The organism is Variovorax sp. Sphag1AA, assembly GCF_014192575.1.
Lineage (GTDB): Bacteria > Pseudomonadota > Gammaproteobacteria > Burkholderiales > Burkholderiaceae_C > Variovorax.
The window spans coordinates 1-22,198 of sequence record NZ_JACHYC010000007.1 but is presented as its reverse complement, the minus strand read 5'-3'; the positions used below and the strand labels follow the sequence as shown (position 1 = coordinate 22,198).

24 protein-coding genes are annotated in these 22,198 nt (G+C 64.2%); 15 read left to right on the top strand and 9 right to left on the bottom strand.

Annotation, left to right across the window (positions count from 1 at the left end; translation table 11 throughout):
- The first annotated feature begins 47 nt into the window (after positions 1–47).
- The gene (locus FHW64_RS26065; protein WP_221210526.1) at positions 48–980 is read left to right on the top strand and encodes a nucleoside hydrolase; all 933 of its coding nucleotides are present in this window, start codon (positions 48–50) and stop codon (positions 978–980) included.
- Here the strand turns inward: FHW64_RS26065 and FHW64_RS26060 are convergent, their stop codons facing one another.
- Genes FHW64_RS26060 through FHW64_RS26035 form a run of 6 tightly spaced genes read right to left on the bottom strand, consistent with a single transcriptional unit; the run spans position 981 to position 6,987 of the window.
- Entirely contained in the window at positions 981–1,676 is a 696-nt protein-coding gene (locus tag FHW64_RS26060; RefSeq protein ID WP_221210527.1) for a phosphoribosyltransferase, read from the bottom strand.
- A gap of 7 nt (positions 1,677–1,683) precedes the next feature.
- Positions 1,684–2,505 carry an ATP-binding cassette domain-containing protein gene (locus FHW64_RS26055; RefSeq protein WP_184531148.1) on the bottom strand — a complete coding sequence of 274 codons (822 nt, stop codon included), beginning with the start codon at positions 2,503–2,505 and terminating at the stop codon, positions 1,684–1,686.
- Positions 2,502–3,518, bottom strand: a complete 1,017-nt coding sequence (locus tag FHW64_RS26050) for an ABC transporter ATP-binding protein (protein ID WP_184531147.1) — start codon at positions 3,516–3,518, stop codon at positions 2,502–2,504. Before FHW64_RS26050 ends, FHW64_RS26055 begins: the two co-directional genes overlap by 4 nt.
- Positions 3,515–4,396, bottom strand: a complete 882-nt coding sequence (locus tag FHW64_RS26045) for an ABC transporter permease (protein WP_184531146.1) — start codon at positions 4,394–4,396, stop codon at positions 3,515–3,517. The genes FHW64_RS26050 and FHW64_RS26045 overlap by 4 nt, the downstream gene beginning before the upstream one ends.
- Entirely contained in the window at positions 4,393–5,370 is a 978-nt protein-coding gene (locus FHW64_RS26040) for an ABC transporter permease (RefSeq protein ID WP_184531145.1), read from the bottom strand. Before FHW64_RS26040 ends, FHW64_RS26045 begins: the two co-directional genes overlap by 4 nt.
- Positions 5,371–5,382: 12 nt before the next feature.
- Positions 5,383–6,987, bottom strand: a complete 1,605-nt coding sequence (locus FHW64_RS26035) for an ABC transporter substrate-binding protein (protein ID WP_184531144.1) — start codon at positions 6,985–6,987, stop codon at positions 5,383–5,385.
- Positions 6,988–7,077: 90 nt separating this feature from the next.
- On the opposite strand from FHW64_RS26035, the gene FHW64_RS26030 reads away from it, so the two are divergent.
- Entirely contained in the window at positions 7,078–8,262 is a 1,185-nt protein-coding gene (locus FHW64_RS26030; protein WP_184531143.1) for a M20 aminoacylase family protein, read from the top strand.
- Positions 8,263–8,265: 3 nt separating this feature from the next.
- Here the strand turns inward: FHW64_RS26030 and FHW64_RS26025 are convergent, their stop codons facing one another.
- The gene (locus tag FHW64_RS26025) at positions 8,266–8,574 is read right to left on the bottom strand and encodes a hypothetical protein (protein ID WP_184531142.1); all 309 of its coding nucleotides are present in this window, start codon (positions 8,572–8,574) and stop codon (positions 8,266–8,268) included.
- A gap of 1,259 nt (positions 8,575–9,833) precedes the next feature.
- On the opposite strand from FHW64_RS26025, the gene FHW64_RS26020 reads away from it, so the two are divergent.
- From FHW64_RS26020 to FHW64_RS25990, 7 genes are all read left to right on the top strand, one after another.
- Positions 9,834–10,040 carry a hypothetical protein gene (locus FHW64_RS26020; RefSeq protein ID WP_184531141.1) on the top strand — a complete coding sequence of 69 codons (207 nt, stop codon included), beginning with the start codon at positions 9,834–9,836 and terminating at the stop codon, positions 10,038–10,040.
- Positions 10,041–10,103: 63 nt separating this feature from the next.
- The gene (locus FHW64_RS26015; RefSeq protein WP_184531140.1) at positions 10,104–11,384 is read left to right on the top strand and encodes a DUF3422 family protein; all 1,281 of its coding nucleotides are present in this window, start codon (positions 10,104–10,106) and stop codon (positions 11,382–11,384) included.
- A gap of 236 nt (positions 11,385–11,620) precedes the next feature.
- Positions 11,621–12,739: an AraC family transcriptional regulator gene (locus tag FHW64_RS26010; RefSeq protein WP_184531139.1), complete on the top strand. Its 1,119-nt coding sequence runs from the start codon at positions 11,621–11,623 to the stop codon at positions 12,737–12,739.
- A gap of 124 nt (positions 12,740–12,863) precedes the next feature.
- Entirely contained in the window at positions 12,864–13,928 is a 1,065-nt protein-coding gene (locus FHW64_RS26005) for a dienelactone hydrolase (protein WP_184531138.1), read from the top strand.
- 41 nt (positions 13,929–13,969) lie between these two features.
- Complete coding sequence (locus FHW64_RS26000; RefSeq protein ID WP_184531137.1) at positions 13,970–14,716, top strand: tRNA-uridine aminocarboxypropyltransferase; 747 nt, start codon at positions 13,970–13,972, stop codon at positions 14,714–14,716.
- A gap of 194 nt (positions 14,717–14,910) precedes the next feature.
- Positions 14,911–15,648, top strand: a complete 738-nt coding sequence (locus FHW64_RS25995) for a hypothetical protein (RefSeq protein ID WP_221210528.1) — start codon at positions 14,911–14,913, stop codon at positions 15,646–15,648.
- 4 nt (positions 15,649–15,652) lie between these two features.
- A complete protein-coding gene (locus tag FHW64_RS25990; RefSeq protein WP_184531136.1) occupies positions 15,653–16,603 on the top strand; it encodes a hypothetical protein in 951 nt (316 codons plus the stop codon).
- A gap of 151 nt (positions 16,604–16,754) precedes the next feature.
- On the opposite strand, the gene FHW64_RS25985 is transcribed toward FHW64_RS25990, so the two are convergent.
- Complete coding sequence (locus FHW64_RS25985; protein WP_184531135.1) at positions 16,755–17,651, bottom strand: NAD(P)/FAD-dependent oxidoreductase; 897 nt, start codon at positions 17,649–17,651, stop codon at positions 16,755–16,757.
- Positions 17,638–18,120, bottom strand: a complete 483-nt coding sequence (locus FHW64_RS25980) for an Rrf2 family transcriptional regulator (protein WP_184531134.1) — start codon at positions 18,118–18,120, stop codon at positions 17,638–17,640. The genes FHW64_RS25985 and FHW64_RS25980 overlap by 14 nt, the downstream gene beginning before the upstream one ends.
- A gap of 180 nt (positions 18,121–18,300) precedes the next feature.
- On the opposite strand from FHW64_RS25980, the gene FHW64_RS25975 reads away from it, so the two are divergent.
- From FHW64_RS25975 to FHW64_RS25950, 6 genes are all read left to right on the top strand, one after another.
- Entirely contained in the window at positions 18,301–18,681 is a 381-nt protein-coding gene (locus tag FHW64_RS25975) for a DUF4272 domain-containing protein (protein ID WP_184531133.1), read from the top strand.
- 375 nt (positions 18,682–19,056) lie between these two features.
- Positions 19,057–19,464 (top strand): hypothetical protein, encoded by a 408-nt coding sequence (locus tag FHW64_RS25970; RefSeq protein ID WP_184531132.1) that lies wholly within the window; start codon positions 19,057–19,059, stop codon positions 19,462–19,464.
- Between the two features lie 186 nt (positions 19,465–19,650).
- The gene (locus FHW64_RS25965) at positions 19,651–20,154 is read left to right on the top strand and encodes an H-NS family nucleoid-associated regulatory protein (RefSeq protein WP_184531131.1); all 504 of its coding nucleotides are present in this window, start codon (positions 19,651–19,653) and stop codon (positions 20,152–20,154) included.
- 99 nt (positions 20,155–20,253) lie between these two features.
- On the top strand, positions 20,254–20,559 hold the full coding sequence (locus tag FHW64_RS25960; RefSeq protein WP_409350647.1) for an AAA family ATPase: 306 nt from the start codon (positions 20,254–20,256) through the stop codon (positions 20,557–20,559).
- Between the two features lie 104 nt (positions 20,560–20,663).
- Positions 20,664–21,239 (top strand): hypothetical protein, encoded by a 576-nt coding sequence (locus tag FHW64_RS25955; protein WP_184531129.1) that lies wholly within the window; start codon positions 20,664–20,666, stop codon positions 21,237–21,239.
- 538 nt (positions 21,240–21,777) lie between these two features.
- Positions 21,778–22,182 (top strand): hypothetical protein, encoded by a 405-nt coding sequence (locus tag FHW64_RS25950; protein WP_184531128.1) that lies wholly within the window; start codon positions 21,778–21,780, stop codon positions 22,180–22,182.
- Positions 22,183–22,198 lie beyond the last annotated feature (16 nt).

Here is a 22,198-nt window from a genome sequence, read left to right as displayed (position 1 = left end):
AGCCGAACGAATCCACAATACGCCCCATGAACGGAGACCCCCAAGCCATGAAGCACGTCTGGATCGACACCGACCTGGGCTTCGACGATCTCGCTGCCGTGCTCACGATCACAGAGACGCCGCCCTGGCAGGTGGACGGCATGTCGCTCGTCGCGGGCAATGCGCCGCTCGATGTGGTGATCGACAACGCGCTGCGCGCCGCAGCGTACTTCGAATGGGGCTTCCCCATCCACGCAGGCAGTGCGAAGCCGATCGCCAGCGAACTCGTCACTGCACAGAACATCCTCGGCGCGGATGCCATGGCTTCGGCGGGTCGCAGTCTGCCGAAGGTGCGGGCGGCGCTGGTATCCAGCGACGCCGTGGCCGCGCTTGGCGACTATCTTGCTTCCCAGCCCGAGCCGTCGACGCTGCTCGCGCTGGGCCCGCTCACCAACATCGCGCTCGTGCTGCAGAAGCGCCCCGAGCTTGCAGCGCGGATCGGCCGGCTCATGTGGATGGGCGGCAGCGCCGGGCCGGGCAATCACACGGCGGCGGCGGAGTTCAATGCCGCGGTCGACCCGGAAGCGATCAACGTCGTGCTCGATGCCGGCGTTGCGTTGCACATGGTGGGGCTCGACGCATGTCGGCAGGTGCGCGTGCACGCAAGCGATGCCGAAGCACTGCGGGCGGTCGGTTCCGACAAGGCGGAGGTGCTGGCCGACTTGCTGCTCGGCTACGTGCGCATCGCAAGTCCTGCCGGCGCACTGCCGATGTCGCTCTATGACCCGACGGCTGCGGCTGCACTGGTCGCACCAGAGGGGATGAACTTCAGGCCTGCGCATGTCGTGGCCGAATGCAAGGGCGAGCACACACGAGGCATGACGGTGGTCGAATGGCGCGTGCCCAAGCGTGCCCAAGCCAATGCACAGGTGGCCAGCGTGGCCGACGAGCCCTTGCTCCGGCGTGTGGTGCTGGATGCACTCGCCCGCGCGGCGGGCTGATCAGTCGCGCAACACCCAGCCTTCGGGCACAGCCTTCAGCAACGGACTTTCGAAAACGCCGACCACACGCGCGGCGCGTTCGGCACCGAGTTGCTCGACCCATCGGCGGCTTTGCAGCATCGCGACGCCACAGGCCACCACGTCGCCGCCGAGGGACTCGATCAGATCCCACGCCGAACGCAGCGTGGTACCGGTGCTCACGGCGTCGTCGACCAGCACGAGCCGCTTGCCTTCGATCAGTGGGCGGAGATTCGGGTCGAGGTAGATGCGCTTGCCCGGCGTCGGGGAGGTGATCGAATGCACTGCCGCGGACAGCGCTTCGTCGTACCAGAACTTGCGTGAGTAGCCCATCGGCACGTAGCGCGCATGGCCCAGCGAGCGCGCGACCACGGGCGCGAGCGCAAGTCCTAGCGTCGGCAATCCGATCACCAACTCGGGCGCGTCGATCGACAGGCGCTCAGCCAGCATGGCGCCCAACGTCTCGACAACTTCGAGCGATGCGTGATTGACCAGCAGCGAAGCGACGGCATGCGAAGGCTCGTTGGCAAGCTGCCGTATCGGCAGCACCAGCACTCGCCCGTCTGGCAGGCGCGCGGGGTAGCCGAACTGCCAGGGCGCATCGGGCCGCTCGACCACATGGGCCGGAACAATGCGCTGCCAGTAGTCAGTCGTGGGTTCGGTGAAGTGGCGGGTCATGGCGAGATCAGAGCGCTGCAAGCTGGCGCGACGGATCGGGGATCGGCGTGGCGGCCAGCAATCGCTGGGTGTATGGATCACGCGGCGCGTTGAGAACCGTGTCCGCATCGCCGCTTTCCACCACGCGGCCCTGGTGCATCACCATCACCCGGTCGGCCATGGCCCGCACCACGCCGAGGTCGTGCGTGATGAAGAGGTAAGAGAGCTTTCTCTCACGCTGCAGGTCGAACATCAGCCGGAGGATCTGCGCGCGCACCGATACGTCGAGCGCAGACACGGGCTCGTCGGCAACGATCAGCGCGGGGTTCGACGCCAGTGCGCGCGCGATGCCCACGCGCTGGCGCTGGCCGCCGGAGAGTTCATGCGGCAGCCGGTCGCGAAAATGCGCGGCGGGCAGCCCAACCTGATCGAGCAGTGCATCGACTTCGACCGCCGCTGCGCGCCGGTCGAGTCCGCGGTGATAGGTCATCGGCAGCGCGACGCTCTGGCCGATGGTGCGGCGCGGGTTCAGCGAACCGCCGGTGTCCTGGAAGACCACCTGCACTTCGCGCCGGAAACTGCGCGCCGCCTCGCCGGATCGCGTCGCGACGTCCATGCCCTTGTAGAGGATGGTCCCTTCGCTCGGCGCAGTGAGACCGAGCAGCATGCGCCCGAGCGTCGTCTTGCCGCTGCCGCTTTCGCCGACGAGGGCCAGCACTTCGCCGGGCTGGATCGTCAGGGAGACACGATCCACTGCGCGCTGCATCTGCCGGGCGCGGAACAGCCCACCACTCGCGCGCACGGGAAAGAGCCGGCTCAGGTCGCGGGCTTCGAGAAGCGGTGCGTTCATGTTGCCGCGACCTCGTTGCGCTGCCATGCGTCGGCGGCGATCGCTTCGTCGCTCAGGTGGCAGCGATCGGCACCCGTTCCATTTGCTCGCAGCGCCGGCACGGCCGCGTCGCAGAGACCGCCGCGGGCGATCGGGCACCGTGGATGAAAGCGACAGCCTTGCGGCCAGTGCTCCGCGATCGGCACGCTGCCCGGAATAGAGAACAGCGAGTGCGCGCGGGACTTCGGGCTGAGGATGCTCCCCAGAAGGCCTTGCGTATACGGATGGCGCGGCGCCGCGAAAAGCGGTGCGACTTCGTTCGACTCGACCACCTGGCCGGCATACATCACGTTGACCCGCTGGCAGGTCTCGGCCACCACCGCGAGGTCGTGCGTGATCAGCAGGATACCGAGGTCGAGTTCCTTGCGCAGGCGCATCAGCAGCTTCAGGATGCCGGCCTGCACCGTCACGTCGAGGGCCGTGGTCGGTTCGTCGGCGATGAGCAGCGCCGGCCGCATCGCGAGTGCAGCCGCGATCAGGATGCGCTGGCGCATGCCGCCGGAAAGCTCATGCGGGTACTGGCGGGCAACCCGTGCGGCGTTGGGCAGCTCCATCATGTCGAGCAGCTCCAGCACGCGCGCCTCCAGTCCCTCCGTGCGCCCGTGCGCTCGCAAGGGCTCGGCGATCTGGCGCCCGACTGGCATCAGCGGGTCGAGGTAGCTCGTCGGGTCCTGGAAGACCATGCCCACGCGTGCACCGCGCACGGCGCGCAGCTCGACGGGATTCAACTGCGCAAGGTCACGGCCTTCGAGCAGGACCTGTCCCGACGCCACCCGCGCCAGCGGCGAGGGGAAGAGATTCATGATCGCGAAGGCGGTCATCGACTTGCCCGAGCCCGATTCGCCGACGAGGCCCACGGCTTCGCCGCGGCGCACGGTCAGCGAAAGGTCGTTCACCACGCGCAGTGCAGTCGCGCCGCGGCCGATGTCGACAGAGAGGCCGCGCAGGTCGAGCAGCAGATCGGCATTGCTCATTTCGGCCCCCTCGGGTTCAGCGCATCGTTGAGCGCATCGCCGACGACGTTGAACGACAGCACCGTGAGCGCGATGGCCAGCCCCGGAAACGCCGACATCCACCACGCGCTGCGCAAATACTGCTGCGCATCGTTGAGCATCGCGCCCCACGACACATGGTTGGGGTCGCCGAGCCCGAAGAAGCTCAGGCTCGCCTCGATCAGGATCGCCATCGCGATATCGAGCGAGCCGAGCACGATGATCGGCGCTGCCACGTTCGGCAATATCTCGCGCACGATGATCGCGCCGTGCCCCATGCCCGCCACCCGTGCCGCATCGACGAACTGCGACTGCGCCAGTGCCGCCACCGAGGCGCGCACCACGCGCGCAAGCTGCGGCCACGAAAGCGCTGCGATGACGACGATCATCTTGAACACGCTGGTACCGAACAGCGCGATCACGATCAGCGCGACGACGAAGCGCGGCAGCGTCTGAAAGAACTCGGCAATGCGCATCAGCAATGCATCGAGCCAGCCGCCGAAGTAACCCGCCAGCGCGCCGACGATCACGCCGACGACGACCGCGCACAGCGCGCTCATCACGCCAACGGTGAGCGAGATGCGCGTTCCGAAGACGACGCGCGCCCAGATGTCGCGGCCCAGGTCATCGGTGCCGAGCCAGTGGCCGGGCGAGAGCGGTTCGAGCAGCGAACTGTCGCCGCCGCCGAGCGGATCGTAGGCAGTGACAAGTGGCGCGAAGATCGCCAGCGCAAAGAGCAGGGCGAGGAAGGCGAGTGCGAGCAGCGTCGTCGGCCGGCGCAACAGGCGTCGCCAGAACGCAGCCTTGCGAAAGGGCGTGCCCACCGATGGGACAACGGGAGTCAATGTCGCTTCGCTCATGCACGCTCGATCCGCGGATCGATCAGTCGGTGAATGATGTCGGTGACGAGGTTCGCGATGACGACCGTGACGGACACCATCAGCAGGATCGCCAGCATCACCGGATAGTCGCGCTTTGAGATCGATTCATAGAGCAGCCGTCCGATGCCGGGCCACGCGAATACGGCCTCGATCAATGCCGAGCCTGCGAGCACGAAACCCATGTTGTAGCCAATGACCGTCAGCACCGGCGCCGCAGCATTGCGAAGCGCATGCACCACGACCACCGTCCATTCAGAAGCGCCGCGCGAACGCGAGGCGAGGATGAAGTCGGCGTTCATCACTTCAAGCATCGCGGCGCGCGTGATGCGGGTGATCAGCGTGAGATAGCGCAGCGACAACGCAAAGGCCGGCAGGACGAGATAGGACAGGTGCTGCACGAAGCCCTCGAAACCCGGAAGCGTGCCGCGCACCGGGTTGTTGCCTTGCGACGGCAGCCACCCCAGCCAGATCGCGAACACGAGGATCAGCAACTGCCCGAGCCAGAAATCCGGAATCGAATAGCCCGCCGATGACACGCCCTGGATGGCGGAGTCAACCAGCCCGCGCTCAGTGCGCGCAGCCGAACGCGCCGCGACGACGCCGAAGATGATCCCCAGCACGCTCGCAAAGGCGAGTGCGGTCATGGTGAGTTCCAGCGTCGCGCCCAGCCGCTCGAGGATCAGCGTCGCCACCGGCTGCTGGTTCGCGAACGAATAGCCGAAGTCACCTTGAACCACCTTGCCCAGATAACGCACGAGCTGGATCCAGACCGGCTGGTCGAGGCCGAACTCGCGACGCATCTGGTCGAGGTACTCGGGCGGCGCGGGGAAGTCGCCGACCAGCAGCGTGATCGGATCGCCCGGCGTGAAAGCGATCAGCAAAAAGTTGAGCACCACCACCGCAAGCAGCAGCGGAATCGCGTGCAGCAGGCGCCGCAGGATGAAGGAAGACATCGGGCGGGGAGGCTAGTCCGCGCGCTTGACGCCGGCCCACTGGTCGCGTGCATCGAGCGCGGGGAACACGCCGGTGAGCTTCTTGCTCGCGGTGTCGACCGTTTCTTCGTCGAACAGCACCAGCGTCGGCAGGTCCTCGTTGAGGATCACCTGCAGCTCCTTGTAGGCCTTGGCGCGCACGTCCCGATCGGTGGCCGTTGCGGCGCGACTCAGCAGATCGTCGACCTTCGGGTTCGAATAGCCGCTTGCGTTGGTGTTGGGCGCGGTGCCGGTGTAGGTGTTGTAGAGCCGCGTGTAGCCGATGGCCGGGTCGCCGGCCGAGAAGTACGAGCCCAGCATCATGTCGTAGTCGCGCTTGGCGAACACACGGTCGTAGTACACCGAGCGTTCCAGCGGCTCCAGCTTCACTTCGAGGCCGATCTGGCGCAGGTTGTCCTGAATGATCTGTGCCTGCGCACGCATCTGCGCGCGGCTGGCGTCGAAGGGCATGCGCACCGTCGTGCTGCCGGGCTTGGCGCCGGCCTTCTCGAAAAGCGCCTTCGCGCGTGCGGCGTCGAGCGGGTACTTCTTCGCGTAGCTCACCTCATCGTTGAAGAGCCACTTGAAGCCGTCGCCGAAGGCACCCGCGCCCGGCCGGGCGATGCCGTTCATGGCCTGCTTGACGAGCCGCTGCCGGTCGATCGCGAAGGCAGCCGCGTGGCGCGCCTCCAGCTTCGAGAACAGCGGCGACTGCGTGTTGAACATCAGGAAGTAGACCGCCGGGATGTTCACGCCGCGGCGCGGTGCGAGGTTCTTGTCCGCGAGGATGCGCGGGACCTCGGGCTTGGGCGTGTAGAAGTCGAGCAGTTCGTCGATCTCCCCAGTCTGGAGTGCGGGCACGCGATTGGCCGCCTGCGGGATGACCTGGAAGATGATCGATTCGAGAAAGGGCTTGTCGCCGTCCCAGTACTGGTCGTTGCGCACGAGCTTGATGCTGGCGCCGCGCTTCCATTCGCCGAACTTGAAGGGGCCGGTGCCGACCGGCTTCTGGTTGGCCGGGTTCGTGCCGATGTTGCTGCCTTCGTAGAGATGGCGCGGGAGGATCGGCGCATCGAAGACCGTCAACTGCGACAGCAGCGGCGCATACGGCTTCTGCATCCTGACCACCACGGTCAGGGCATCGGGCGTGTCGACCTCGATGCCGAGGTTCTTGAACACGGGCGCCGCACGTGGATGCAGCTTGCCGATGACTTCCATCAGCGTGAACTTCACATCGGCACTGGTGAAGTCCTTGCCGTCATGCCACTTCACGCCGGGGCGCAATGTGAAGCGGTACGTCTTGCCATCGGGGGATACCGTCCACGCGGTGGCAAGCGAGGGCTTTGGGTTGTATTGCGGATCGAGCCAGACGAGGCCTTCGAGGATCTTGGCCGAGACATCGCCGGCCGCGAAGTCGGTGGTCGTGCCGAGGTTGAGCGTCGGCGGATCGGCGTCGATGGCCAGCACCGCAGTGCCCTTGCCGGTGGCCGCGCGCCCGTAGCGCGTGGTGGCGAGGCCGCCGGCTGCGGCAAGTGCGCCGAGGGTCAGCTGGCGGCGCGTCAGACGAGGGAGCGTGGAGTTCTTCAGGTGATCAGTCATCGTCGTGGGCAAGCAATATCGAGGCCATCGCGGCAGCCCGCATTATTGGCGTGGAAAATGCGTTCTCAGTGCTTTGAAAGCGGCTCCCCGATGATTTCAGTTCCCATCCATCCAGGCATCCAGGCGACTACCGAGGAGATGGTCGGCCTGCGACGGCAGATCCATGCGAACCCCGAACTCGGCTATGAGGAGTTCCACACCAGCGAACTGGTGGCCGAGCGCCTCGCGCGATGGGGCTACACGGTTCATCGCGGCATCGGCGGCACAGGCGTGGTCGGCACGCTCAAGGTCGGCGACGGCACCAAGCGGTTGGGCTTGCGCGCCGACATGGACGCACTGCCGATGACTGAGACCACCGGCCTGGCGTGGGCCAGCCGCAAGCCGGGTGCGATGCATGCGTGCGGTCACGATGGGCACACCGCCACCTTGCTCGCCGCGGCGCAACTGCTGGCGGTCACCAAGAGCTTCAATGGCACGCTCAACCTCATCTTCCAGCCCGCCGAAGAAGGCTTGATGGGCGCGAAGAAGATGGTCGAAGAAGGCCTCTTCGATCGCTTTCCGTGCGATGCGGTGTACGCGTATCACAACGAGCCGGGCTTCCCGGCGGGCCAGTTCGGCTTTCTGCCGGGCGTGATCTACAGCTCGTCCGATACGGCAGTCATCACCATCGAAGGCAAGGGCGGCCACGGCGCGATGCCGCACACGACGGTCGATCCGATCATGGTCGCGGCGCACCTGATCCTCGCGCTGCAGACGCTCGTATCGCGCGAGGTCGACCCCAACGACATGGCGGTCGTCACGGTCGGCGCGATGAGCGCCGGCAAGGCGCCGAACGTGATTCCCACGAGTGCGGAGCTCAAGCTCTCGATCCGCGCAAGAAAGCCAGAGGTGCGCGCGTTCTTGCGTGACCGGATCATCGCGATGGCGCAAGGCCAGGCGGCAGTGCATGGCGCGACCGCCACGGTCGACTACCAATGGAAGATGCCGCCCTGCGTGAACGATGAGGCGGCGACCGAATTTGCACTGCAGGTGGCACGCAGGTCGATGGGCGACAAGGCGCTGATCCCCGACATGGCGCCGCTGCAGGCCAGCGACGATTTCGCATTCATGCTGAACGCGGTGCCGGGCAGCTACTTCATCGTCGGCAACGGCAATGGCAAGCCCGGAAGCGGTCCGGGCTGCATGGTCCACAACACGGGTTACGACTTCAACGATGAGATCCTGCCGAGCACGGCGAGCTATTGGGTCTCGCTCGCGCAGGCGTACCTGCGCTGAGGTCTACCGCTGGGGAATGTAGGCGCCCATTTCAGTCAACTCTCCAGCGGTGAACTTGGCGTTCTTCACGCGACGATCGAGTTCGCCGGAAAGAAACGACAGCATCGCCTCGCGTTCGGTGATGCTCGTCTTCGGGAGCTGTTCGGAAGCGGGCGCCGCCCGCGCATGCACGACCATCTTGGTGATGCACGTGATCGCGTGATAGGCCTCGCGCACATCGTCGGCTTCGCTGGCAAGCCGTGCGGCGAGCGCGGTGACGCGGGCGGTGGAATCGTTCGTGGGGTGCGCGGATGCGCAAGTAGGGTGTGCCAATTGCTGGCCTTTCAGGAGTGAGTTGCTATAGCCGCCGCCCCCGCTGCTAAACGAAGGCGGCAGCTCGAACGGGTTAGCAGACCGGCCACTCCTGAGAAAAACCGGCAGGGCGTTAGCCCTCCCGTTCGAGCCGCCAAAAAATGGTGGCACGAACGAAGAAGCCGCATTGCCTGTGGAAGGCTGCGGCTCTCGTTCTCAGTTATGTGGTTCGGGCTGCTAAACCCGGTCACGCCTTGTCGGCGCGACTCGCGAAGTATAGAAGCCGGTAGTCGGGCGACAACATCTCGGCACTGAGGCAAGAGTCCCGGCGAGTACCAGAATGCTCTCGCTGCTCGGCAGCACGGGGATGCCACTGCGCATCTTGATCTGGCTGGACGATGGTTCCTCGAGAGAGTAGGGTTCAGTCCTTTCGAAATAAGGAGCCCTTCGTGCGAACCACGCAGCAAACAAGCGCTACCCGGCCGCAACGCGTTCTTTGCTCAATCGTTGGCGCGTTTGCCATCTGGGCGCTGGCGGCTTGCCAACAACCGACGCCGAGTGCGTCGATCGGCGTCGGTAATCCCTATCCAGTGAGCAACTACGTCTGCGATGGGACACGCTTGGCTGTGCGCTTGATGGGCGAGAGCGCCTCGGTCTCCGTTGATGGAGCAGCCGCCGTCAGTCTTCCCGCGATGGGAAACTCAGGGACTACGTTTTCGAACGGACGCCAGACGCTGCTCATCGAGCAAGGTCGCACATCGTGGGCCGTTGGGCGCGCCATGCCGGTTGCGTGCACCGGCGGCTAGATTGAACTGACGTCGAGCGCCAGCGCACTTCAAAACCGTCCAAGCTGCGGCGACTCGCCCTCGATGGGCTTGTGCTGTCACCGCTAGCTTCCGCTTCCGGCCTGGCCGGGAGTTGACATGGTAGCTTTGGGTCGGCGTTGTGTCCGGCAGATCGATCTCGACGCGAAGCAGCGCGGCTGCGCGCGATTTCAGGCCACCATCCCGCGATCAAGAGAATCAGGAGCTTCCCCGCGAATCCAAATGCCTCCAAAGCCGACGACGCGCCTTTGGTGCTTTCGGCGGCATCTCCGATTAGCTGACCACCGCCAGTGACAAAAGCGGTTCGGCTTGCTTCGATTTGCTTGCACGTCGCCCGGGCCGGGCACTGACATGTTGCGCAAAGCTCTGTCCCCCGCTCATTCACTGCGCCGCAAGCAAGGCAGGACCATCGGTATTTCGGCATGGTCCGATCTTGCTACGAATCGGGATGCGGTCGTGTCTTCCTTTGGCTGCGGATTCAACCGATTCGGCGACATGGCCATGTCGCGCGCATCGTCGCCGCGCCTGTCCACCGTACAGATCCGCCGTGCCGAAATGGGCGAGAGCACAGCGCAAGTGCTGCTGGCACGCCTCTCTGGCGAACCAGTGGGCGCGTACACGGTGGACATCGGCTTCGAGGTCATCGCAACACGCACCACGTAAGCTACGGCGTTCGGCAGGCCGCTCGTTCGCGCCTCATGTCCCACCGACCTGGATGCCCCATCGATGCAGTTGACGCAACACCCCGAGCGCTCCGTACTTCATAACGAGGTTCATGCGCGGCCTCCAGAAGCCCTCAAGGGGCACTTGAGCATCGCGCACATCGTCATGGTTGCGGACGGAGCGCAGCGGGCTGCAAGCCGTGCCCACCTCGCCACGTTGATGCGCGACAACCATCTGCCGGCGCCAGACGAGACAACCACGCACCTCCGAGTGGACATCGGTCCTCTGCGCATTCGCTGGGAGCTGCACACCGAGTTCGTCACATGGACCTTCACCATTCAGGGGCCCGCTGACATTCACCAGCCGTCAGCACCTCCGAGCGCGGTCAGCGCGGTATCGCAGGATTGGCTTGCCGCGTTGCCGGGCCAATGCCTGTGCGGCCTCAACCTCTGGGTGTTTCCCGAGCGCGGAAGCACGGCGGCCAGATGGGTGAAGGACTGCCTGAATGAGCAGACGCTCGTCGGCTCGAACGTCGCAGGCGATCAGGCACAGGTCTATACGGACTTCGCCATCCACGGCGATGGGTTTTCGCGAATCCTGCTGTTCGCGGACGAATTGCAACCCCGGCGACTCGGCCGACTGGTGCAACGCATTCTGGAGATCGAAACGTACCGGATGGCGGCCCTGCTGGGGCTGCCAGCGGCGCGACTGGCTGGTGAGGCACTGAGCAGCGCAGAAAGCGAACTGGCCGAGCTGGCCCAATCGATACGAAGCGCCAACCGGGATTCCGAACCCGCGCTTCTCGACCGGCTGACGCGGCTGGCAGGGCAAGTCGAAAGCCAGCATGCCGCATCACACGCGCGACTGTCTGCGAGCAATGCGTACTTCGAACTCGTCGAGCAACGCATCCAGCAGATCTCGGAGACCCGGCTCAACGGCCTCCAGACAATCGCCGAGTTCATCGACAGACGGCTGACCCCGGCGAGGAAGACATGCGAATGGGCGACGCGGCGGCAGGACTCGTTGTCCCAGCGCGTCTCACGCATGAGCAATCTGCTGCGCACCCGGGTGGAGATCGAGCAGCAGCAAAGCAGTCAGGCGCTCCTGGAGGCCCTCAACCGCAGGCAGGACCTGCAATTGAAGTTGCAGGCGACTGTCGAAGGCCTGTCCGTGGCAGCCATCACCTACTACATCGTGGGCCTCGTGAGCTACCTCGCAAAAGGAGGGCAGGCGCTGGGCTGGCCGTTATCGCCGGAATCGACCGCGGCGCTGGCGATTCCACTGGTCGCGGTCAGCGTGTGGTGGTCGATCCGGCGGATGCACCATCGGCTTCTTTCCCACTGAAGGTCCGCCGCGCCCTCCTAGAGTCTCCCGCGCAGGGAGTAGAGACGGACCGCCTGACGAACCGAAAGGTCGCACGGCTCCAAAGCGGTACTTCCGATTCGAACGAAGGACCGCAACGGGCACAGTCCCGCCCTATTCGGGCGGCTGTAGAGAGCCCGCAACCGGACAGTCGGCCGCGCCGCAGAAACTCGCCCGGCAGTGCTATCGTGGTGCGCCCATCCGTCGTCCGCCACTCCATGTACGACTCCCTTGCCGCGACCCTGGTCGATGCCGCCTTGCGAGGCATGCTGGTGGCACTGCTCGCCTTGCTGGCCTTCATGTTCTCGCGGGACCGGGCCGCCTTGCCGGCGGCGCGCGCCGCGGTGGCCTTGATGCTGGGCCTGGCCGTGCAAACCGCGAGCTCGACGCCCTTCGTCGAAGAGACGCTTCCCCGCCTCTGGCAGGTGCCGCTGGTGGCTGTCTCCGTGGGCAACTCTGTCCTGTTCTGGATCTTCATCCAGGCGCTGTTCGATGACGACTTCGCGTTGCGGCCGATGCATGCGGCGGCCTGGCTGGCGGTCTTCGTACTGGCCGCCTTCAATTGCGCATGGATGAATGGCAGCGCCTCGGTGCTGGCGCCTGTCACCCTGGGGCTGCAGCGCGCGGTGCCGTTGCTGTTTGCGGTGCTGGCCGCCATGGCGGCGGTGGCGCACTGGCGCACCGACCTGGTCGAGGGGCGGCGACGGCTGCGTGCCTTCATCGTGGTGACCGGCGTGGGCTACACGCTCGCGGCGCTGGTGGCGCGCCTGGGCGTGCCCAACGGGCGCCTCACGGGCATGACCGCGACGGCCGATGTCGTGATGCTGCTCTTCATCGTGGCGGGCGGCGCGGGCTGGATGCTGCGGCTGGCAGGGTCCGAGCTCTTTCCGTCGGCGCTACGGGCAGCGCCGGAGCCGGCTGCGCCCCATGGACCTGCCGTGCCGGTGGTGGACGTCGCGCCGGCGGTGCCGTTGACCGACCCCGCCGAGGACTCGACCATTGACGCGCTGCTGCGCCTGATGGGCGACGAGCGCGCCTACCGCACCGAGGACCTCACGATCGCCAGCCTCGCCGGGCGTCTGGGCATCCCCGAATACCGCCTTCGGCACCTCATCAATCGGCGACTGGGCTATCGCAACTTCAACGCCTTCGTCAACAGCTTCCGGCTGGCTGAGGCGCGCAACGCGCTGGCCGACCCCGCGCAGCTGGCGCTCCCGGTGCTCACAATTGCGCTGGAGGCCGGGTTCCAGTCGATCGGACCCTTCAACCGCGCCTTCAAGGCCGCCACCGGCCTCACTCCTACCGAGTACCGACGGGAAAAGCTGGCCGATTCCTGAAATCGGCCAGCCGGAAGTCGCGCTTCACCGCTTTCGGCAAGACGCGGCCAAAGTGCCCGGGCATCGTGCACCTCATCCGTGGGCAAGGGGTCTGCGGACCACCACTCGTTGAGGAGCACTGAAGATGAAGCGTTTCCTGCGTTTGCTGGCCGTGGCGCCGGCCTTGCTCACCTGGGGGCTGGCGCACGCCGGCATGGGACGGGCCGAGTTGCCCGCCACCGCCGAAGACGGCCCGGTCACCATGTACTACCCGTCGTCCGACGCCGATCAGCCAGTCCGGCAAGGGCTCTTGATGCTCCCGCTGGCGCTCCAGGGTCGCGCGGTGCCTGGCAACGGCAGGCTGGTCGTGATTTCGCACGGCTCCGGCGGCGCGCCCTGGGTGCATGCCAACCTGGCGCGCAGCCTTGTCCAGGCCGGCTTCGTGGTTGCCATGCCGGAGCACCGCGCCGACAACTACAAGGACGGCAGCGATCCGGGCCCCGACAGCTGGACGCTGCGCCCTGGCGAAGTGTCGCGCGCCATCGATTCCGTGGGACGCGACCCGCGCTTTGCGCCGCTTCTGCAGCTGGACAAGGTGGGCGTCTACGGTATGTCCGCCGGCGGGCACACGGCCCTCAGCATGGCGGGCGGGCGCTGGTCACCGGCCGGCTTCAAGCGGCACTGCGAGGCACACCTCGAAGAGGACTTCCAGTCCTGCGTCGGCCTGATCACTAGGCTCACCGGCGGCTGGGCGGATGGCATCAAGAAGTGGGCCGCACTCGCGGTGATCCGCTACCGCTTCGACGACGACACGCCGCGCGTGCACACCGACCCTCGCGTGGCCGCAGTCGTGGCCGGGGTGCCTTCGGCGGCCGACTTCGACATGGCGTCGCTGGCTTCGCCGCCGGTGCCCCTGGGGCTGGTCACGGCAGGGCAGGACCGCTGGCTCGTTCCACGCTTTCACAGCGACCGGGTGCTGCAGGCCTGCCAGTCCTGCGAGCTGATCGCCGCCTTGCCGACTGCCGGCCACGGCACGCTGCTGTCGCCGCTGCCGTCGGGCCTGACCGGGCTGCTGGGCGACATGCTCAACGACCCGCCGGGCTTTGATCGCAGCCAGATGGCAGCAGTCGACGGCAAGATCACCGCCTTCTTCGCCAGGCATCTGTTGAACGGAGAACCGGGAGCCGTTCGCGAATCGGCCCAGCCTTGAAGCGTGCCGGCCGGCCCTTCCTATTGCCCGAAAATCCCGGGATGCCACACGCTGTATCCCGCCTGCGCGCCGCCCGTCTGGCGCGCAGCGTCAAACCCTTTCTCTCCCGCGGTGGCTTCAAGCGCGAGCGCTGCGGGAACTGCAGGCTGGTTCCGAGCCACTGCATGTGCTCCCTGCGCCCTTCGCTCACCACTCGCGCAGGGGTGTGCCTCCTCATGGCTGACATCGAGCCGCTCAAACCGACCAATACCGGCTGGCTGGTCGCGGATGTGGTGCCCGATACGTTTGCGTTCACTTGGACGCGCACCGAACCGGACCCCGCTCTTCTGGCCCTTCTGAGCGACCCGCAGTGGCAACCGTATGTCGTGTTTCCGGGCCAATATGTCGCGCCCGAGCGGGTCGTGCGCGCCGTGCAGCCGCCCGACGGCCCTGGTGGTGATGGAAAGCGTCCGCTGTTCATCCTCCTGGACGCGACATGGACCGAGGCTCGCAAGATGTTTCGAAGAAGTCCTTATCTTGACCAATTTCCGGTACTAAGCCTGGAGCCCGAAAAGGCGTCGCAATACAAGCTGCGCCGCTCCGGCCGCGACGACCATTTCTGTACAAGTGAGGTGGCCGCCCTATGCATGAACTTGGCAGGTGAACGCGTTGCCGCGCATACGCTTGAGGCTTACCTTGCGGTATTCACCCATCACTATTTGCATGCCAAGAATCAGCAACCTGTCACATGGGAAGGCGTTGCCCACCAGCGCTTGCGCGAGGTGTCTCTGCTCCAGCCAGGCAGTTGATGCGTCGATGGAGGCGGTCTGCGCTTTCGCCAGATAGATGGACAAGCTGCCACTGTGGCCGTCCGGCCTTGCCAAGGTTCAAGGCACTATTGCTCGGATTCCGGATCTTTTGTCTCTCTCGGCCACAACACGTTTTATGGTGAAGGAATCCGACGTGTTTAATCCCTCGTTCATCACAAAACGAGAGGGATTCGATGAGGTGGAGTCTTCCTACTGCAACGCTGTTGCTGAGCGTCGTTCTTTCCGGGTGCGCGCTCAAGCCGCAGCAACCCGTTCCTTTCAACCAGGATGCTATCGCCGCGAAGGGCGGCAAGGTAGGTGTAGCGATGTCTGCCCTGCCCAAGGTGGATACGTACTTTCCCGGCGCCGATTGCCTGCTCTGCTATGCGTTCGCGAGCGCTTCCAATTCTTCTTTGACAAAGCACACCGAGACGCTCACGCGCGACGAGTTGGCCGCATTGCAGGAAGATGTCGCTGCAGCGTTGCGAAAGAAGAGTATCGACACTGTGGTGATCAAAGACCCGATCGACCTGAAGTCGCTTGGCGACATTCGCACCGACGTACCGACGGCCGCCCGAAAGGACTTCGCCTCAGTCCGCGCCAAACTGGCCGTCGACAAACTGCTGGTCATTGACGTGCAGCAACTCGGCTACGTTCGAACCTACGCTTCGTACGTGCCTACCAGCGATCCCAAAGCCACTGTTGTTGGCGCGGCGTACCTCGTCGATCTCAAGACCAACACGTACAACTGGTACGTCCCTGTCAACGTGAGCCTGAGTGCCGGCGCCAAGTGGGACGAGCCCCCCAAGTTTCCGGGGTTGACCAACGCATACTTCCAGGCACTGGAGGCGGGCCGCGATGCAGTGTTGAAGCCACTGACCGAAACCAACCCATCGCCACGTACCGAGCCCGTCGCCTCAGCGGTCAAATAGTCGCATGACCACGGCATCGGCCTCTGGCGCACGGCGCGTCGGATGGAAGGGGGTCGCGGGCTGGCTGATCTCGGGTGCGAGCTTTTGCGTCGCAGCACAGGTCGGGCCCGCAGCCACCGCAACAGGCTCAGCCGAGCAACCGACCCAGAGTGCTGAAGCGCAGGCACCCTTGTCTTCGCCTCAGTGGGTTGTTCGGCTGCCATCTACTGACCCGGTTGCATTCAAAGGGGTCGAGAACTTCGACAGTGCAGGCGTCGGCAGCGGTGCCATGGCATACCCAGCACCCAACGCAGCAGGTCTTCTGGTAGCGGTCATCGCTCACAGCATGATCAATGAGGCGGCCAAGAATGCGCAGAAGGTCAAGCTGAAGGAAGATGCGGATCGAATCCTGACGCCCTACAGGTCGGTATTGTCGAAGTACACCCACGCGGAACTGGCACGCAGCACGAAACCCCCAAGCGGTCCGGTTGGGCAAACTTTGCAAATCGATAGCGTGCCCGTCTTCGCGCTCACGCAAGACCAGACCGCGTTGGTTCTTGACAATGAGGTGAGCGTCAAAGCTACTGGGGTGCCAATCTATGAAGGAGTGATACGCGTTGTCTCCGCTCCTCTTGCTGAAGCGGATCCCGTCGCCCACTGGAGCCGGGAAGACGGTGCAGCTTTGCGTCTTCTTGCCGGCGACCTGTTGCAGGAATCGATAGAGCTTGCAGCGTCAGCGGCTAAGGCACTCCCACTCGGCACAGGTAAGCAGCAAACCTTTCGGTATTACGAAGGGAAGACGTCTAAAGTCGAACGCGCCACCTTGCTCGTCGACGGCTGTGCGCGTCGCGTGCTACTGACTCTGCGCGAGACACTAATGTCAGTTCCCGTATCTGCTGCGGCTGGAGCCTGCACGGCCTCCGAAACTCGGCCACAAGCGCCCGAAAAGACAAGTGTGGACACTCCCGCCTCGTAAGTCGGGTCCTGCACTTCAAATGACTGAAGCCGGCCAGAAGCAGCCCTTCGCTGGCCGCATCAGAAACCCCGCAAAGCCGACGTTCACCGTAGGCCCCACTGATGGCACGCGCCAGCGCATGGCCGCTTTGGCAGCCTAGGACGGTGGGTCGCTAGAACATCGTCGACCGATGCGCGGAAAACCCGGCCATGGCCCCATCCGCGACCGCCAGGGCCACATTGCCGGCCGCTCGCGCGGCATCGCCGCAGGCAAAGACATTTGGCACGGACGTCTGCTGCATGGCATCCACTTGGACGAATGCCCCCGCAGGGCCCTGCGCTAGCGCACAACCCAGTTGAGCGGCGATGGGACTGGCGATGTGAGAACGCGGCTGCGTGAACAAGCCGTTCATGCGCAAGGTCCGTCCATCGGCCAGCACCACATCGGCTACACCTTCTATTCGAAGGATGGGGGTCGCCTCCACCTTCGTGCCACGATGTGCAAACGCGGCCAAGTCCTCGCCGGACGGACGATAGGCCTCATTGAGGAACAGGGTGGGCGTTCCCCAGTCGGGCAACATGATGGCGTGGTGTTGCGCGACTTCGGCAGCCGCGATGATGCCGATGGGACCACCTGCCAGCTCGTAGCCATGGCAATAGGGGCAATGGAAGACGCTGCGACCCCAGCGCTCGGCGAGGCCCTCGACGGCCGGCAGCTCGTCACGCACGCCGGTGGCGAGCACCAGCTTGGCCGCATGCACCGAGTGCTCACCGACGCGAAAAGTGAAGCGTCCGTCATCGGTTTGCCGGGCGTCCTCCGCCACGCCATCCAGCCATCGCACCGTGGGATAGCGCAGCAGCTGCTGCCGGGCTTCGGCCGCGATGACGCCAGGTGCAATGCCGTCGCGGGACAGGAATCCGTGCGAGGTGCCGCTGGCCTGGTCGACGAATCGGTTGCGGCGCAAGCCGGCATCCACCACGAGAACGTCCCGCCGGGCCCTGGCCAGTTGCAGGCCAGCAGACAGGCCTGCATAGCTGCCGCCAACGATGGCGAATTCAGCTTTGACCATGGTGGTCCTCCAGGCGATGGGCAGAGGCCGCCCCGGTGCGTCTGTGCGCGCGCAGGCGATGGTTGACGCCTTGCGATAGCTCGGACAGCGTGATGGCTTCCAGGCGACCCAGCAAGGAGGCCTCGGCCTCCTGCACAGCGGACTGCAGGGATTCGTTCACCACCTGCGCGACCAAGCATTCCGGCCGGTCTTCCCGGAACCCCAGGGACACCAACGGGGGAGCGCCTAGCGCCACATGCACATCGCGGAGCGTGACGCTTTCCGGCGGCGCGGCCATCACCCAGCCGCCGCCGTGACCCTTCTCGGAGACGACGAAGCCCGCCTCGCGCAGGCCGACCATAAGCCGGCGGAGCACCACGGGGTTGGTGCTCATCGCTGAGGCGAGTGCTTCGGAGGTGAGGGGAGCATCGGCCTCTGCCAGGTGCAGGAGGACGTGCAAGACGTCGGAAAGTTGGCTGCTCTGCTTCATGAAACTATCTTAGTTGCATGACAATAACCCTGCGCAGAAAGGACCCATGGGTGGAATCAGCGCGTTTGAGGGTCGCTGCCGCCTGAGCCGGAGCCTAGGTATATGTGGCAGGATGCGGCCAACAGCGGACGCTCGGGTCTAGGCCAGAATTCGCCCCGAAGCAGACACTAGGACGTCGAGATGCAAGAGATTGATTGCGAGCTCATAAAGCGGGAGAACGAAGCACTGATTCGCGAGCACGGCGGTGAAATTTGCGACTGGCTGCTGTCTCCCGACCAAGATACTGCGACGCGAGATGCTCAAGCTGCCGCGCGCCGCGCCCTGGTATTGAACGCAATGCTGCAGATTGCGTTCAAGGCGCCCATCTCTTTCGTCAGGAAGTGGATTGGCAGCAATGGCCTCGATGAGGAACTGTCGAGGTCAGAGCGCGCCATTCTCGGCAAGGACGACGCGGACCTCACTGAGCAGGAACGTACGAACCTCTACTGGTACATCGAGGCCCTTTGGGCGCTCGCGTGGGCAGCGGGAAAAGTTGAGCGGCTCGTGGTGAGGACCCAGTGATGCGCGACTGGAGGAATACAGAGTACCTTGCGAGCCAATCAGTACGGCTGTTAGCCGTGGGCGAACATGGAGTCAAAGATAGATTGCTCCGTGCATATACTGAGAGGCTTCAGTTCGTCTTCCCGGACGACGTTCCTGTCGAACTCAAGCCGCTTGTCGTTTCCATACGGAAGCGTCTGTTCAGGGAGCCGCGCTTCAAGGGCCAGAGCACGGTAGAGTCAGCTCTGTATCGAATGCATGGCAAGACCGCATCTGCGATAGCGGAAGACATCTATGAGCTGGCCTTGGCGCTCTCCTCTCGAGAGCGGCAGTAGCCAGCCAGCTCCGGGCATTCATCTAGCATCCCGGTTGCAACAACACGAGGCGCAGGACCACATGCTTGAGGGCTGGCACGAGGACGAGTACATCATCTTGTTTGAAGGCGAGGAGGCCTCGGCCATCGCAGGCGCCTGCGAGTTAAACGCAACGCTCCCGGGCTTCTCAGTTCTCGGCCTCCGAAGCTGGCAAGACTTCATCGTCCAAGACCAAGCCGGGGCGACTTTCACCATTCCCAGCGTTCCACTCGATACGCGGTACATCGCATCCTTCAATCTCCCGGACCCGTCCGAGTTGCAGCCTGACGCGGAGCTTGTCGGCAAGGTCAAATGGCTGGTGAAGCCTCTGGTGTTCGGTGGAAGCCCAGAGGCCGAGGACAACGTGTCGTGGGTCACGCATCAGCAGCACGGAGAGCTCGTGCGATGGTGGAATGAGCAGTACAGGTCTGCCAGAAATTCGCAGGCCTGACGACCGTCTCAACTCATAGCCAGGAGCGGTCCTTCGGCCATGACCCTCAATTCGCTCCAAAGCGGCCCTTTGCTGGCGAGAATCAGCCCATCGCTGCTGCCTGCCAATAGCAGTCAGGCCATGGGCAGTTTTGAATGTCTAAAGCAACTAAGCTTGCGTTCTTGTTGAATTGAAAGGGCCAGCCAAATGGCAAGTAGTTACGCAGAGATTCAAAAGAAGATTGCCGCACTGCAGAAAGAAGCTGATGCCGCCTTGGCAAAAGAGGTGGTCGGCGTAGTTGAACGCATTCGAGTGGCGATTGCTCATTACGGTTTGACGCCAGAGCAACTCTTCGGAAAGACCACGCCGGCTCGCAAGACGAAGCGGGTCGCCAAGGTCCTCGCGCCGAAGAAGCAAGGTCGAATCACGTACAGCGATGGGCAAGGCAACACCTGGGGTGGCTGGGGAAAGCGTCCGACTTGGCTACGTGAGGCACTGGCGGCCGGGAAGGACTTGCAGGACTTTCAGGTGGGCGCTCAGACGAAGAAGGCAGCTCCCACGAAGACTGTGCAGAAGCGTCGGCCGTCGAGCGTCCTCTACAGCGACGGCACTGGTCGCTCGTGGACCGGCCGGGGCCCGCAACCGCGCTGGCTCAAAGAAGCTATCGCAGGCGGGAAGACGCTGGAGGAAATGCGGAGCCAAGGTTCATAAGGCTGCCGTTCGTTCAGTCCGAGCAAATGAGCCGTCCCTGGTACCAGATACCCGAACGAGATTCACGTTCTCGAGGACTATGTTTGCTGCGCCGGCAGGTTGCGCGGAGCGATGGCTGGCCACATCGAGGCGCTGCTCACGGCCGGCACGTCGGTCGTGCTCGATTTCCCCTCGAACACCATCGCCACGAGAGCTTGGGCCCGTGGCATCTTCGAGGGAGTCGCGGCTACCCACCGCCTGCATTTCCTCGATGTTCCCGACGAAGTTTGCAAAGCGCGCCTGCGTGCTCGGAACCTCTCGGGAGAGCATCCCTTTGAAACGACGGATGCCGAGTTCGACCAAATCACGGGTCATTTTGTCCCGCCAACCGCGGACGAAGGCTTCAACGTGGTCTTCCACGACTGAGCCAAATGCCTATCGCCCGGTATGGAAGGCAGACTGGGGCCACAAGCCGATATTCGCGCCGGACATAGGAAAATGGCCTAGGTGCGAAAGCCCTGAAGGCCAACATGTCCAAGTGCACAGTTCTAGGCGTCCTACTGTTCAGTGCGACCGGTGCATGGGCGCAAGGTACTCCGGCGGGGCACCCCAAACCGGGTGGCTGGCCCACCATTGCAACAGTTGAGCGCTGGAGCCTGGAGCCAACGCGCTTCATTGGGGTGCGGTTGGGGGTTCCCGTGCGAGAGCAAACGGAAGTCAGGGCATGCGCAGACGCCTCTGGCGCCAGCGCAGGGGTCTGCTACGAGGATGCCCCCAAGTTCAGCCGTTTTCGGAATCGCCCCGACCTCGGCTTTCCCTACCACATTGACTTTTTGATGCGCGGTGAGGTCGTCGAAGGAGTGCAACTCACGTTCCCTAAGGCTTCGCGCTCCGACGCCTTTCGCTATGCCTTGAGGACGTTCGGCGCGCCCACTTCGCAGCATTCGTTTGCCAGGTCCAAGAACGAAGGCGGTGGGCGCACTTACACCTGGGCTGGGACGAACACGCTCATGGTCTTCGTCGAATTTGCGCGAGACCCAAAGTACTCTTCGTTGAGCATCGCAACGACGAAGTACCTCGACAGCCTGCCGGACCCTGCCAAGTGACAACCAGGGCCCGTGTGGTGCTGCAATACCTCGCCACCGCGGCGCTTCGCTGGGGGCAAAGATTCTCCTGTGGCTGTTGCTGGTCGTACTGACGGCGCGTTTGCAATCGGGCACCCATAGGCGAGGGGCGTGCGTGTGGCACGGTTTGGCGCGCGCGCCACAACCGGTCAGTCCTGCGCACCTCAGAAATCGCCAGAAACCGACGCCCGCGGCGCGCGCACAACGGTTTGATTGCGAGTCGGGAGAGCCTCGCCTGAAGCGGGTGCACACAAACCAGCCCACAGGAACAATCAGCTGAGAGACTGCGTGCGGAATGTGCCTGCGGCCGCGCTCGTGCCGTCACTTCTCGGTTTGTATGAGGCATTGGAGGAAATCGAAAGATGAGAGCTACAGGTATGTCCGTGAAGGTGGGAGTTACGAGGCGCGGGTGTGTGATGGCGCTCGTCAGCAGTGCAGTCCTAGCCGGGTGCGCGACAAGACGGGAAGACCTGAACAAGGCCGCGGTCCGTCAGGAGATTGTCATTGAGCAGTCGCTTGTATGGAATTCACTGCCGGAATGAATGTCAAGATTGAGCACGAAGTCGTACCGGGGCGGTACATCGCTGAGTTGGAAGATGGGTCCGGTACCTACTTCTTCGGAGAAGGCCGAGCCATTCGTGACATGAACGAATGGCTGTATCCGCAGTCACGATGGCTTGAAGGAGGCATCTTTCTTCCCAAGGACCATACACAGCCGCCGAGGTTCTTCTATGTGTTCATAGTTGCCACGGCACGCCGGAGCTCCGCGGGCGTGTGGCACGGTTCGCGGAGCCAACAGCGGATGGTGGGCGTCGAGGCAGAATCTGTCGCTGGTGAACACGGCGCTGACCTGCCCCCTGCCGCCGTGCCGTTCATAACGAGGAAGTCCGGGGTTGCAAGACTAATTGATCTCTGTGGTGATTGAAGTGGTTTGAGCTGAA